Genomic DNA, 13,343 nt, shown 5'->3' on the forward strand with positions numbered 1-13,343 from the left:
CCTTCGACAAACGACATTCGATGACTTACAGGGCGGCCATGTCGAACAGCATCACTCCGCAGATCATCGCCGAGCACGGCCTCTCCCCGGAAGAATATGAGCGCGTCCTCCACGCCATGGGGCGCGAGCCGAACCTCACCGAGCTCGGCATATTCTCGGTGATGTGGTCGGAGCATTGCTCGTACAAGTCGTCCCGCATTCACTTGAAGAAGCTGCCCACCACCGGCCCGCAGGTGATCTGCGGCCCCGGCGAGAATGCCGGCGTGGTCGATATCGGCGACGGGCTGGCCGCCATCTTCAAGATGGAGAGCCACAACCATCCGTCCTATATCGAGCCCTATCAGGGCGCCGCGACGGGTGTCGGCGGCATCCTGCGCGATGTCTTCACCATGGGCGCGCGGCCGATCGCCAACCTGAACGCGCTCCGCTTCGGCCGGCCGGACCATCCGAAGATGCGCCATCTGATCGCCGGCGTCGTCTCCGGCATCGGCGGCTACGGCAATTGCGTCGGCGTCCCGACCGTGGGCGGCGAGGTCAATTTCCACCGCGCTTATGACGGCAACATCCTGGTCAACGCGATGACCGTGGGCATCGCCGCCACCGACAAGATCTTCTATTCCGCGGCCTCGGGCGTCGGCAATCCGATCGTCTATGTCGGTTCCAAGACCGGACGCGACGGCATTCACGGCGCGACCATGGCTTCGGCCGATTTTTCCGAGGATTCGGAGGAAAAGCGCCCCACGGTCCAGGTCGGCGATCCGTTCACCGAGAAATTGCTGATCGAAGCCTGCCTGGAGTTGATGGCGTCGGACGCGATCGTCGCCATCCAGGACATGGGCGCCGCCGGCCTCACCTCGTCATCCGTGGAAATGGCTTCCAAGGGCGGCGTCGGCATTGAGCTCGACATGAACGCCGTTCCCTGCCGCGAGGAGGGCATGACGCCCTATGAGATGATGCTGTCGGAATCGCAGGAGCGGATGCTGATGGTGCTGAAGCCCGGCCGCGAGGATTTCGCGGAAAGCATCTTCCGCAAATGGGAGCTCGATTTCGCCGTCATCGGCCGCGTCACCGATGGGGGCCATATGGTGCTCAAGTGGAATGGCGATGTGGTCGCCGACATCCCCCTCGCCCCCCTCGCCGACGAAGCGCCGCTCTACGACCGCCCTTCGGTCCCGACGCCGAAGCCCGCCCCGCTTGGCCCGGTGCCGCCGCACGGGGACATAGGCGACAATCTCATCCAGCTGATGGCTTCGCCCGACCTCGCCAGCCGCCGCTGGATCTGGGAGCAATATGACCACATGGTCGGCGCCGACACGGTCCAGCGCCCGGGCGGAGACGCCGCCGTGGTGCGCGTCCACGGCACCGACAAGGGCCTCGCCATCTCCACCGACTGCACGCCGCGCTATTGCTTCGCCGACCCTGTCGAGGGCGGCAAGCAGGTCGTCGCCGAATGCTACCGCAATTTGAGCGCGGTCGGCGCGACGCCGCTGGCGATCACCAACTGCCTCAATTTCGCCAATCCGCAGCGCCCCGAGATCATGGGCCAGATCAAAGGCTGCCTCGACGGCATGAGCGAGGCCTGCCGGGCGCTCGACTTCCCGATCGTCTCCGGCAACGTCAGCCTCTATAATGAGAGCAAGGCGACCGGCGGCGGCAGCGCCATCCTTCCGACTCCGGCGATCGGCGGCATCGGCCTCCTCGCCGACTGGAGCGCCTCCGCCACGGTCGCCATCAAGGCCGAGGGCGAGGCGATCTTCGTCATCGGCGACACAAAAGGCCATCTCGGCCAGTCGCTGTGGCTGCGCGAGATTGCCGGCCGCGAGGAAGGGGCACCGCCGCCGGTCGACCTCGACAAGGAGCGCAGCGCCGCCGAGTTCGTGCGCCGCCTGATCGCCGAGAACAAGGTCAGCGCCGTCCACGACGTCTCCGATGGCGGCCTGCTCGTCGCGGTCGCCGAGATGGCGCTCGCCGGCAATATCGGCGCCGCGCTGGAGCAGATTGGTGACCACGCCACCGCCTTCGGCGAGGATCAGGGCCGCTACGTCGTCACCAGCCGCAACCCGGAGACGATCCAGGCAGCGGGCTTCCCGATGACGCGCATCGGCACCACCGGCGGCGATTCGATTCGCGGCGCCGGCCGCGAGGTGCCGCTCGATGAACTCCGCCGCGCCCATGAAGGCTTCTTTCCGGCGCTGATGGGAGCCGACGCCGCCTTCGCTTGAGTGCGAAAGCGAACCATTCGCCGCATCCTGCGTGAAAGGATATTGCGACACATTCGCATTAGATATATGCGGCTTCTCAGGGAGTAGCCGAATGATCGTGTGCGTCTGCAATGCGTTGAAGGAAACCGAGGTGCGCCGGGCCGCGCGCGACGGCGCCTCCTGCCCGACCAGCGCCTACCGGGCTTTCGGCCGCAAGCCGCGCTGCGGCCAATGCTTCTCATTCGCGCGTGAGATCATCGCCGCGGAACGTGCGACTGCCTAGCATAAGCACCCGATTTTTCGCAGTTTTCCGCCGCTTTTTCGTTCAAATTGCATCTTCGATAGGCTATGGTCGCGGCAACATAGGAGACCGCGATGAAGGGTGACGAAAAGGTTATCGAGCTGCTCAATGAAGCGCTCAGGAACGAACTGACGGCGGTCAACCAATATTGGCTGCATTACAGGATGCTCGATAATTGGGGCGTGAAGCGGCTCGCCGAATTCGAGCGGCACGAATCGATCGACGAGATGAAGCATGCCGACCGGCTGGCCGAACGCATCCTCTTCCTTGACGGCCTGCCCAATTTCCAGATGCTCGGCCGTCTGCGCATCGGCGAGAGCGTCGAGGAGGTGCTGAAAGCCGATCTCGAGCTGGAGCGCGAGGCGCTGGTCCAGCTTCGCGGCGCGATCGAATATTGCGAGACCAAGCGCGACTATGTCAGCCGCGACCTCTTCACCGATATCCTCGAGAGCGAGGAAAGTCATGTCGACACGCTCGAAACCCAGTTCGAGATGATCGAGCGGATGGGCCTGCAGAACTACATCCAGCTCCAGTCGAAGCCATCGGAGGGATGATCGCGCGCCGCGATTGTGCGCGGCGTTGATTGCTGTAGTTTCGCCCCCGATACTGCCTGACAGAGAAATCGGGGGAATGACCACCATCACGGAACCGCAGCCGCGGATCGCCACGCTCGACATCGTCCGCGGCGTCGCCGTGATGGGCATATTGGCGATGAACGTCGTCGCCTTCTCGATGCCGATCGAAGCCTATATGAACCCTGTTGCCTACGGCATGGAGACGACGGGCGACTTCATCGCCTGGCTCGGCGGCTTCATCTTCATCGACGGGAAGATGCGCGGGCTCTTCTCCTTCCTGTTCGGCGCCAGCATGTTGCTCGTCATCCAGCGCGCGGAGGCCAGCGGGCGTTCCGCGTGGTCGGTCCATTTCCGGCGGATGCTCTGGCTCGCCGTCTTCGGCCTCATCCATTATTACTTCATCTGGTACGGCGACATCCTCTTCAGCTACGCCGTGATCGGCATGATCGCCTGGCTGTTCCGCGCCAGTGAGATGCCGAAGCTCCTTCACTGGGCCTTCTGGCTGCTCGTCGCCCAGCTCATCATGGGGGGTTTGATGGCGCTCTCCTTCTTCGAGATGAGCGCCGCCGCGGCCGCCCCGGGCGCGACCGCCGAGGTCATCGGCCAATGGACGGCGATGAAAGCCGAATTCGCCGTGCCCGGCGCCCAACGGCTCGCCGAGGATCTGGCCCTCTATCGCGGCGATTATGCCGGCATTGTCGGAGACCGGCTGACCGACGGCGTCATTTTCCCCTTCTTCGGCCTGTTCCTGTTCGGCAGCGAGACATTGGGCTATATGCTGCTCGGCATGGCGGCGCTGGAGAGCGGCTTCTTCAAGGGCGAATGGAGCCGCGCCGCTTATGCCCGGACGCTCATCATCGGCTTCGCGATCGGCATTCCCGCTTATGCTGTCATGGCCTGGCTGGTCGTATCGGGTGATTACAGCGTGCCGATGATCGTCGCGGTGACGTTCGCGGCCACCGTGGTCTTTCGCCCAGCCATGATCTTCGCGACCGCCGCGCTCATCATCCTCGCCACCTGCAGCGGGGGAGCCCTGGTCGAGCGCATCGCCGCCGCCGGCCGCGCCGCCTTCACCAACTATCTCGGCACCAGCCTTCTGATGACCACGCTTTATTATGGCTTCGGCCTGGGGCTCTACGGCACGATGGGCCGGGCCGAGTTGTGGCTGGTCGTGGTGGCGATGTGGGGCGTCATGCTGATCTGGTCGAAGCCTTGGCTCGACCGCTACCGCTACGGGCCGTTCGAATGGCTGTGGCGCACGCTGGCGCGCGGCGAGCGCCAGCCGATGCGGAGATTGACGGCCACGTGACCCAAGCCTTCGTGGGTCAGATGCGTCCGAAATCCTGGTTGTGCGCCCCCGAGCGGCCGACGACGGGGCGGCGCTCAACGAGAGGATTGGTTTCCTTTTCGAACAGCTCCATCGTCTGCTCGTAAAGCGGCCGCAGCCGCGCGGCGGCGGGAATCAGGTCGTCGGGAAAGGCGCGCATCTCGATCGCCCGGCGCCCCGCGAACTCGATCTCCTCGGCCAGCTCGCCCAGCGGCTCGGCGCCGAACTGGCGCGCCTCCGATTTGAGCGTATGGGCCGGTATCACCAGACCGGTCGCGTCGCGGCGCTGCATCGCCTCCTCGATCCTAGCGACCGATTTCTCGCCATCCTCGCGGAAATAGCCGAGGATGCGCACGAAACCCGGCCCCAGCTCGGCCCGCGTGCGCGAAAAAACGGTCCAGTCCACGATTGCGTTGGATTCGTCGGGCAAATCCGCGTTCCTTCCGGTCTTACGTCCACCTTGTCCGGGGGCGATATTAGGCCGCGCGGAGTAAACAGGCGGTTGACGTGATCGCCGGTGTCGCGTCGCTCATTTCTTGGTGTCGAACGGATTGCGCGACGGGCGCGCGGCGAGGCGCACCGGCACCGCGCCGAACCCCAGCTCCTTTCGGATCCCGTTGACGAGATAGCGCAGATAGCTGTCCGGGAGCTGGTCGACGCGCGTCCCGAACAGGACGAAGCTCGGCGGCCGGCTGTTCACCTGGGTGATGTAGCGCAGCTTGATCCTCTTGCCGCCGGGCGCGGGCGGCGGATTGTTCTCGATCGCCTGTTCGAACCAGCGGTTGAGCTGGCCGGTGGAGACCCGCTTGGACCAGATTTCGCGGACCTCGAAGGCGGCCGCGAGCAATTGGTCGATCCCCTTGCCGGTCTTGGCCGAGACCGCGAGCAGGCCGACGCCGCGCGCCTGGCTGAGCCCTTCCTCCAGCGCGCCCTTGATGCCGTTGAACAGGGAGCTCTGATTTTCCGCGATGTCCCATTTGTTGATCGCGATGAGCAGCGCCCTTCCCTCCTCCAGCACGTGGCTGGCGATCTTGAGATCCTGGACCTCGAGGCCGCGGGTCGCGTCGAGCAAAAGCACGACGACCTCGGCGAAATCGACCGAGCGCCGGGCGTCGGCGACCGACAGTTTCTCGAGCTTGTCATCGACCTTGGCCTTCTTGCGCATCCCCGCCGTGTCGATCAATCGCACCGGCCGCGCCTCGCCGTCCGGTGCCGTCCATTCCCAGTCGACCGCGATCGAATCGCGGGTGATCCCCGCCTCCGGCCCGGTGATGAGCCGCTCCTGCTCGAGGATTCGGTTGATGAGCGTCGACTTGCCCGCATTGGGCCGGCCGACGATGGCGAGCTTGAGCGGCCCCTCTCCTTCCTCGACATCCTTCTCGTCGTCCTCGCGCTCGACGAACGGGCGGATATGCTCGAACAGGTCGACGACGCCCTCGCCATGCTCGGCGCTCATCGCGATCGGCTCGCCGAGGCCGAGTGCATAGGCTTCGAGGATGCCGCTCTCGCCGGCTTTCCCTTCCGCCTTGTTGGCGGCGAGCACGACCGGCGTCGTCTCGCTCCGCAGCCAGCGGCCGATCTCCTCGTCGAGCGGGGTGAGGCCCGCGCGCGCGTCGATCAGGAATAAGGCGGCATCGGCCTCGCGCACAGCGGCGATGGTCTGCGCCCGCATCCGCCCGGGCAGCGTCTCGGGATCCTCATCCTCGTAGCCGGCGGTGTCGATCACCCGGAATTCGAGCCCGAGCAAGGTGGCGTCACCCTCGCGCCGGTCGCGAGTCACGCCCGGCCGGTCGTCGACCAGCGCCAGCTTCTTGCCCACCAGCCGGTTGAACAGAGTCGACTTGCCGACATTGGGGCGTCCGACAATCGCGATGGTGGGGGGCTTGGCCATGGTGAGGCGGCCCTGCCCCCTTATCTCCAGGCGGTCAACTGGCCGCTGTCGTGCAGGATGTAGAGCGTGTTGCCGGCCACGACCGGCGGCAGCGTCGCCGGCATTCCGGTTTCGACCGTCGACTGAATGCTTCCGTCATAAGGCGACACGTTGACGATCTGCCCCAGCGAGTTGACCAGGATCAGCCGGTCGCCGGCGAGGACCGGGCCGGTCCAGCCGATCCGGCCTTTCTTGTCTTCCTCGTCGCGCCAGCGCGGGAGCTGGGTCATCCACTTGATCCGGCCGCTCGACCGCGCGAGGGCCAGAAGCTGCCCCTGGTCGGTGACGACGAAGACCCATTCGCCCGCCACCCAGGGGGTGGAGATGCCGGCGATGTTGATCTCCCAGATGCGCTGGCCGGTATTGAGCTCCAGCGCCACCATGCGCCCGCCCTGCCCGACGGCATAGACGCGGCCGTCGGCGATCACCGGATCGGCGTCGATGTCGGACAAAGCCGCGACCGTCGTCGAGATGCTGGTGCGGGCGAGCGCGTCCTGCCAGACGGTGCGGCCATTCTCGTAGCGATAAGCGGTGAGCTCGCCCGAGGAATAGCCGGCGACGACCGTCCCTTGCGCGGCGGCGGGGGTGGCGTTGCCGAATACGCCGGCGAGTTCGACCGTGCCCGCCTCGTTCCAGCGCGTCGCGCCGTCCGCCGGGTTGAGCGCGAAGAGCTGGTTGTCCTGGCTCACCACATAGACATTGTCGTTGGCGATGGTCGGGGCACCGCGCAGCGGGCCGCCCGGGCGCACCTTCCAGATTTCCGCGCCGGTGCCGGCGTCGAGCGCGGCGGCGTATCCCAAGCCGTTGGTCGCATAGACCCGGCCATTGTCGAAGCTGACGCCGCCGCCGAACAGCGCATTCTCGTTGCCACCGTCGCCGGTGATGCGGGTGCGCCACAAGGTCGCGCCGGTGCCGGCGTCGAAGGCGCTGACCGTCGCCCCGGAATCGACGGTGAATATCTTGCCGTCGGCGACGACCGGCGCCGCGCCGAGCCGGGCCTTGTTGCCGCTGCCTTCGCCGATGCTGACCGCGAAGGCGCGAGAGAGCGACGTGCCGAGCGCGACATGGCTCATCGTCTTGGCGGCATTGCCGCCGGGCTGGGCCCAATCGGCGTTGGCGACCGCCGGCGGAAGCGTCACCGCCACGTCGGCCAGCGCCGGGTCGGTCTCGATGCTCGTTTCGGCCGAGAGGACGGGAATGCGCTTGCCGATGGTCGGAGTCTTGGGCTTGCCGTCGCCTTCGAGGATTCCGCATCCGCCCAGCAGGCCGGCCATGGCGGCGGCGAGGATCAGTCGCTTCATTCGGCATCTTCCTTCGTTGTGGCGGGGCCTTCGCCCGTATCTTCCGCCTGGACCGCGTCGACCCCCAGCGCGCCCGCCATCTGCATGGCCCGCGAGCGCATGCTCGGCGGAAGCGCTTCATCCTTGGCCATTGCGGCGAAAATGGGGGCGGCGAGCGCCGGCTTGTTCTGCTTCAAATGGGCGAGCGCGGTCATCTCGCCGGCACTGCCGAACCAGGGACTTCCGGGAACCGCCAGCGGCTTCAGCCGCTCGACGATCGCGGCGGGAGCCAAAGTGTCGAACTCGACCGCCGTCTGACGGATGAGGGCGAGGTCGCGATAGGGCTGGGGAAGCTCACCGTCCGCCGCCACCGCCTTGAAAGCGGCGGCCGCCGCCGCGTCGTCGCCCGCCTGGACCGCGAGGTCGGCCTTGGTCAGCATGGCGGCGGCGCGATAGCCGGGGCCGGCGTCGGCGGCGATCGCGTCGAGCTTGGCGCTTGCGCCTTCGGTTCGGCCGGCCTGGATGTCGGCGAACACGGCGGTGAGCGCCTCGCCTTTCTCGCCCGCTTGCACCTCCTGGCGGTGCTGCCAATAGATCACGCCTCCGATAACGGCGATCAGCAGCACGAGCCCGGCGGCGACGGCGATACCGTAGCGCTTCCAGAATCCGCTCAGTTGCTCGCGGCGAAGCTCCTCGTCGACCTCGCGGTAGAAGCTTTCATTGTCTGCGGGCTTGATCGCCAAGGACGGTCTCCAAAAATCGATGCGGCAGCCGCGCCGGCGCCGGCTCCCTCATTCCCGCCTTCAACAATAGCGAGGATGAACGGAGGATTGGCGCGGCGGAATGCCCTTCGCCCCCTCTATCCAGACAAACGGCCGAACGGAAGGCTTCACGTGGCCGGGTGATAGGTCTGGTCCGCGGTCGGGAAATCGCGGGCGCGCACTTCGGCCGCATAGGCCGCCGCCGCCTCGCCAACGCGGGCGGCGAGATCGTCATAGCGCTTCACGAAGCGCGGCGTGCGCTCGAACATGCCGAGCATATCCTCCGTGACCAGCACCTGGCCGTCGCATTGGGCCGACGCGCCGATACCGATGGTCGGGCAGGCGACCATTTTGGTCGCTTCGATGGCGATCTCCTCCATCACCCCTTCGAGCACGAGCGCGAAGCAGCCCGCCTCGGCGACCGCTTTGGCGTCGGCGAGGATCTTGTCCGCCTCGGCATCGTCGCGGCCGCGGGCGCGATAGCCGCCCAGCACGTTCACCGCCTGCGGGGTCAGCCCGACATGGCCGATCACCGGAATGCCGCGCGCGACGAGGAAAGCGACCGTCTCGGCCATCGCCTCGCCGCCTTCGAGCTTCACCGCCGCCGCGCCGGTTTCCTTGAGGATGCGCGCGGCATTGTCGAACGCCTGGGCCGGACTTCTTTCATAGGAGCCGAACGGCATGTCGACGGCGACCACGCTGTGATACGACCCCCGCACCACCGCCGCGCCATGAGCGCACATCATCTCGAGCGTGACCGGCACCGTCGTGGGCAGGCCGTAAATCACCTGGCCGAGGCTGTCCCCGACCAGCAGCAGGTCGCAATGCGGATCGAGCAACTGCGCCATCCGCGCGGTATAAGCGGTGAGCATGACGATCGGCCGGTCGACCTTGCCGTCGGCGCTCTTCCTCTCCCGAATCTTCGGCACGGTGAGCCGCCGCATCGGCGCGGGCGTGGGATTGGCGCGGCTGGTCGAGGTGTCGAGCGTGTAGGTGGACATGATGTCTGCCTAAAGGTTCGTCGCCATCATGGCAAAGGGAGAGGATGAAGCGTCGCGCTCAGCGCGGCCCGGCGGTCAACGCCGCCGCCAGCAGGAAGGCGGCGCCGATCACGAACAGGGCGATGCCGGGAACGTCCGCCTTCAGGCTCAAACGCCGGCCGCGCCCCTTGGGCTCCAGCGTATCGGGCGCGTCCTCGGCCGGCGGCGGCTCGGCATCGCTCAGCCGTCCCCGCCGGATCGTCGTCGTCGCCGACAGCAAGACGCCGATGACGATGAGAAGCGCCCCGATCCAAACCAACAGCATATCGCCTCCCGGCTCGCGCCCGTCGCCATCGCTGCATAGCGCAAAGCGGCGGGCGCGTGAACGCCTAAAGCTGCCGCCCAGCGCCACTTTCCGACATCCATAGGAAGCCGGGATTGGCCTCGACTTTCGCGATCTTCCTTGCTTTGGTGTTTTGAATCTTAACGAAATCCGGGGTCGCACGTTTCCCGATCGCCATTGGCGCGGGCGGGCCGCTCTCAGTCGAGCTTGGCAAGAAGCTCCTCGAACATGCATAGCGAACGCATTTCGCCGTCCATGGCGAAGGCTTCGCGCAAGGCATTGCCCACGCCGGCATGAACGGTGGGCGGCGCCACCTTCACGAAGCGCCTTGAGGAAGCATGAGTCATGGCTTCTTTTCTCGGATTCATCACATTCACCTGGGTTAAAACGTCCTTTGTTCTATCCGGTTGCAAAAGTTGCGCTCCGCCAACGAAACTGGTCTGGTTTGTGGCATGACGGCGACACCCATGGATCCCGATTTTGAAGACGCTCTGGCGCGTGCCTCGGCCTGTTCCCCCTTCCTGAAGCTCCAGCTCGAAGCACGGCCGGACGTGACCGAGCTGCTGCGCGCCGGGTCGATCGAGGGAGCCTTGGAGAAGGCGCGGCTGAGCGGCGACGACGCGCCCGACATAGGGGCGTCGCTTCGCCGGGAGCGGAGCGCCACAGCGCTGGCGGTGGGCGTCGGCGACCTCGCCGGGGCCTTGCCGCTGGAGCGGGTGGTGGGGGCGCTTTCCGACCTCGCCGACCGCGCGCTGGGCGAGGCGCTGCGGAGCGCCATCGCCGCGCGCACTCCCGATGCCGAGCCGCGCGGATTCGCAATCGTCGCGCTCGGCAAGCTCGGCAGCCGCGAACTCAATTATTCGTCGGACGTCGATTTGCTGTTCCTGTTCGATCCCGAAACCTTGCCGGTGAAGCCCGGCGAGGAGCCCGCGCGCGCGGCGGTGCGGATTGGGCAAAGTCTGATCGAGCTCATCCAGAAGCGCGACGGAGAGGGCTATGTCTTCCGCGTCGACCTGCGGCTCAGGCCCTCGCCCGAGGTGACGCCGATCGCCTTGCCGGCGGGCGCGGCCATATCCTATTACGAATCGAGCGCATTGCCGTGGGAGCGCGCCGCCTTCGTCCGCGCCCGCATTGTCGGCGGCGACGCCAGGCTCGGCGCTTATTTTCTCGACGCGATCCACCCGTTCGTATGGCGCCGCTCGCTCGATTTCGGGGCGATCGAGGAGCTGCGCGCGATCACGCGCCGCATCCGCGACCATTATGCGCAGGGCCAGCGTTTCGGCCCGGGCTACGATCTGAAGCGCGGTCGGGGCGGCATCCGCGAGATCGAGTTCTTCGCCCAGATCCACCAGTTGATCCATGGCGGCCGCGAGCCGTCGCTGCGCGCGCCGGCCACCCTCGATGCGCTGGCGGCGCTAGCGAAGGCAGGCCGCATCCCGGCCGACGAGGCGTCGGACCTCGCCGCCGCGTACCGGCTGTTCCGCACCATCGAGCACCGCCTCCAGATGGTCGACGACCGCCAGACCCACAATCTTCCGGAGGATGCCGGCGCGCTGGACAATGTCGCGCGTCTCCACGGCCTCGCCGATGGCCGGGTATTGCTCGACCTGCTGGAGCCGCATGTCGAAAGAGTGGCGGCGATCTACGGCGGGTTGGGCGAGGCGGACGGCTCCGAGCTGCCCCGCGACCCCCAGGCGCTGGAGGCGCGGCTGTCCGCCGTCGGTTTCGAAGATGCGGCCGCGGGGCGGCTTCGCATCGAGGGCTGGCGGTCGGGCCGGGCGCGCTCGCTTCGCGGCGCGGCGTCGCGCGTCGCGTTCGAGGCGATGCTGCCGGCGCTGATCGAGGCTTTCGGCGACTCGCCGGACGGAATGCGCGCGATGAACCGCTTCGACGACGTCGTGACCAAGCTGCCGAGCGGGGTCAATTTCTATCGGCTTCTCCAGGCGCGGCCCGGCCTGATCCGGACCCTGGCGACGATCCTGGCCCACGCGCCGGCGCTGGCCGAGCAGCTCGGCCGTCGCCCGGAGCTGCTCGACGGCCTGATCGATGCCAGCGCCTTCGAGCCGACGCGCGCGGTGGATGCGCTGGCGCGCGACTTCGCCCGGCCCGAGCGCGAAGGCGAGGATTATCAGATATTGCTCGACCGGGTCCGTCGCCGCGTCAACGGCGCGCGGTTCGCGCTGGGAGTCCAGCTGGTGGCGGCGCATAGCGACCCGCTGGAGGTCGCCGGCGGCTATGCCCGCGTCGCCGAAGCCGCCATCCGGGTGCTCGCCGACGCCACCATCGCGGAGTTCGAGGCGGTGCACGGCCGCGTCCCCGGATCCGAGCTGGTCATCCTCGGTCTCGGCAGGCTCGGCGGCGAGGCGCTGACCCACGCCTCCGATCTCGATCTCATCTACCTTTTTTCGGGGACGCACGAGGCCCAGTCGGACGGCGCGAGGCCGCTGCGGGCCACCGATTATTTCAACCGCCTCGCGCCGAGGATCACCGCCGCTCTGTCGGTTCCGACGGCGGCGGGGCCGCTCTACGATGTCGACACGCGCCTGCGTCCGTCGGGAGCGGATGGTCTGATCGCCGTCTCGCTGCCGAGCTTCGCCGATTATCAGACGACCCGCGCCTGGACCTGGGAGCATATGGCGCTCACCCGCGCCCGGCCGGTCTATGGATCGGACGAGGCGCGTGGCGCGCTGGGCAATATCGTCGAGAGCATCCTCCTGCAGCCGCGCGACGTCGCCGGCCTGGTCGCCGACACCGCGAAGATGCGGGCGGAGATCGCCGCCCACAAGCCGGCTAAAGGGCCCTATGACATCAAATTGGGGGACGGCGGGCTGGTCGACCTGGAATTCGCCGTCCAGACGCTCCAGCTCCGCCACGGAGCCGCCCTCCATCCCCAGCTCGAACGCGCGGTGAGGGCCTTGGCCGAGGCAGGCCTGATCCCGTGCGAAATCGTGTCGGCCCATAACCTGCTCACCCGGATGCTGGTGATGTTCCGCCTGGTTTCTCCCTCATCGGACGCGCCGCCGGAAGCCACCCGGCCGCTGGTCGCGCAAGCCTGCGGCATGGCCGACTGGGAAAGCCTGCTTGCGGCGCATGACGAAGCCCGGCACAGGATTTTCAAGCTGTGGCGCGACGTCGCCGCCGACAAGGGAGAATGACGATGCTGGCCGAAGGCGACCCCGTACCCGACGTGACCCTGGAAGGGCTGGAGGGGCAACCTGTGCGCCCCGCCGACTTCAAGGGGCAGAAGCTGGTCCTCTATTTCTATCCCAAGGACGACACGTCTGGCTGCACGCGCGAAGCGCAGGATTTCACGGCTCTGGCGGAGGAATTCGAGAGCGCGGGCACCTGGATCCTCGGCGTCTCGAAGGACGATGCGAAGAAGCACGCCAAATTCATCGCGAAATACGACCTCAAGGTGCCGCTCGCCACCGACCCCGACGGCTCGGTCTGCGAGACGTTCGGCACCTGGGTGGAAAAATCGATGTACGGCCGCAAATATATGGGCATCGACCGCGCCACTTTCCTGGTCGACCGCGACGGCGTCATCAAGCGCATCTGGCGCAAGGTCAAGGTGCCGGGCCATGCCGAGGAAGTGCTCGCCGCCGCTCGGGAGCTTCCGTAAGCGTTGGCGCCGCCCTTCTTTCG

General features: G+C 66.9%; 13 protein-coding genes. 6 read left to right on the plus strand and 7 right to left on the minus strand.

Going from position 1 to position 13,343, the window contains the following annotated elements; translation table 11 throughout:
* Positions 1-38: 38 nt before the first annotated feature.
* The 4 genes from purL (at position 39) to ACFQRC_RS06015 (ending at position 4,386) form a co-directional block, all read left to right on the plus strand.
* Positions 39-2,222: a phosphoribosylformylglycinamidine synthase subunit PurL gene (gene purL / locus ACFQRC_RS06000; RefSeq protein WP_379960403.1), complete on the plus strand. Its 2,184-nt coding sequence runs from the start codon at positions 39-41 to the stop codon at positions 2,220-2,222.
* A gap of 91 nt (positions 2,223-2,313) precedes the next feature.
* Positions 2,314-2,484 (plus strand): bacterioferritin-associated ferredoxin, encoded by a 171-nt coding sequence (locus ACFQRC_RS06005; protein ID WP_379958889.1) that lies wholly within the window; start codon positions 2,314-2,316, stop codon positions 2,482-2,484.
* Between the two features lie 92 nt (positions 2,485-2,576).
* A complete protein-coding gene (gene bfr, locus ACFQRC_RS06010) occupies positions 2,577-3,056 on the plus strand; it encodes a bacterioferritin (RefSeq protein ID WP_379958892.1) in 480 nt (159 codons plus the stop codon).
* Positions 3,057-3,132: 76 nt separating this feature from the next.
* Positions 3,133-4,386 carry a DUF418 domain-containing protein gene (locus tag ACFQRC_RS06015; protein WP_379958894.1) on the plus strand — a complete coding sequence of 418 codons (1,254 nt, stop codon included), beginning with the start codon at positions 3,133-3,135 and terminating at the stop codon, positions 4,384-4,386.
* A gap of 16 nt (positions 4,387-4,402) precedes the next feature.
* Here the strand turns inward: ACFQRC_RS06015 and ACFQRC_RS06020 are convergent, their stop codons facing one another.
* From ACFQRC_RS06020 to ACFQRC_RS06050, 7 genes are all read right to left on the minus strand, one after another.
* Positions 4,403-4,834 carry an Hpt domain-containing protein gene (locus tag ACFQRC_RS06020; protein WP_379958897.1) on the minus strand — a complete coding sequence of 144 codons (432 nt, stop codon included), beginning with the start codon at positions 4,832-4,834 and terminating at the stop codon, positions 4,403-4,405.
* Between the two features lie 99 nt (positions 4,835-4,933).
* Entirely contained in the window at positions 4,934-6,295 is a 1,362-nt protein-coding gene (gene der / locus ACFQRC_RS06025) for a ribosome biogenesis GTPase Der (RefSeq protein WP_379958900.1), read from the minus strand.
* 20 nt (positions 6,296-6,315) lie between these two features.
* Positions 6,316-7,635 (minus strand): PQQ-binding-like beta-propeller repeat protein, encoded by a 1,320-nt coding sequence (locus ACFQRC_RS06030; RefSeq protein WP_379958902.1) that lies wholly within the window; start codon positions 7,633-7,635, stop codon positions 6,316-6,318.
* On the minus strand, positions 7,632-8,357 hold the full coding sequence (locus ACFQRC_RS06035; RefSeq protein ID WP_379958905.1) for a tetratricopeptide repeat protein: 726 nt from the start codon (positions 8,355-8,357) through the stop codon (positions 7,632-7,634). The genes ACFQRC_RS06030 and ACFQRC_RS06035 overlap by 4 nt, the downstream gene beginning before the upstream one ends.
* 146 nt (positions 8,358-8,503) lie before the next feature.
* Positions 8,504-9,376 (minus strand): 3-methyl-2-oxobutanoate hydroxymethyltransferase, encoded by an 873-nt coding sequence (gene panB, locus ACFQRC_RS06040; RefSeq protein ID WP_379958908.1) that lies wholly within the window; start codon positions 9,374-9,376, stop codon positions 8,504-8,506.
* Positions 9,377-9,434: 58 nt separating this feature from the next.
* Positions 9,435-9,680: a hypothetical protein gene (locus ACFQRC_RS06045; RefSeq protein ID WP_379958912.1), complete on the minus strand. Its 246-nt coding sequence runs from the start codon at positions 9,678-9,680 to the stop codon at positions 9,435-9,437.
* A gap of 215 nt (positions 9,681-9,895) precedes the next feature.
* Positions 9,896-10,075 (minus strand): hypothetical protein, encoded by a 180-nt coding sequence (locus tag ACFQRC_RS06050; RefSeq protein WP_379958915.1) that lies wholly within the window; start codon positions 10,073-10,075, stop codon positions 9,896-9,898.
* Positions 10,076-10,165: 90 nt separating this feature from the next.
* Here ACFQRC_RS06050 and ACFQRC_RS06055 point away from each other — a divergent pair, with 90 nt between their 5' ends.
* Both ACFQRC_RS06055 and ACFQRC_RS06060 read left to right on the plus strand, forming a co-directional pair.
* Positions 10,166-12,853, plus strand: a complete 2,688-nt coding sequence (locus tag ACFQRC_RS06055; protein ID WP_379958917.1) for a bifunctional [glutamine synthetase] adenylyltransferase/[glutamine synthetase]-adenylyl-L-tyrosine phosphorylase — start codon at positions 10,166-10,168, stop codon at positions 12,851-12,853.
* Positions 12,850-13,320: a peroxiredoxin gene (locus tag ACFQRC_RS06060; RefSeq protein ID WP_379958920.1), complete on the plus strand. Its 471-nt coding sequence runs from the start codon at positions 12,850-12,852 to the stop codon at positions 13,318-13,320. The genes ACFQRC_RS06055 and ACFQRC_RS06060 overlap by 4 nt, the downstream gene beginning before the upstream one ends.
* Positions 13,321-13,343: the final 23 nt, after the last annotated feature.

It is taken from the genome of Enterovirga sp. GCM10030262 (assembly GCF_042666435.1).
GTDB lineage: Bacteria > Pseudomonadota > Alphaproteobacteria > Sphingomonadales > Sphingomonadaceae > Allosphingosinicella.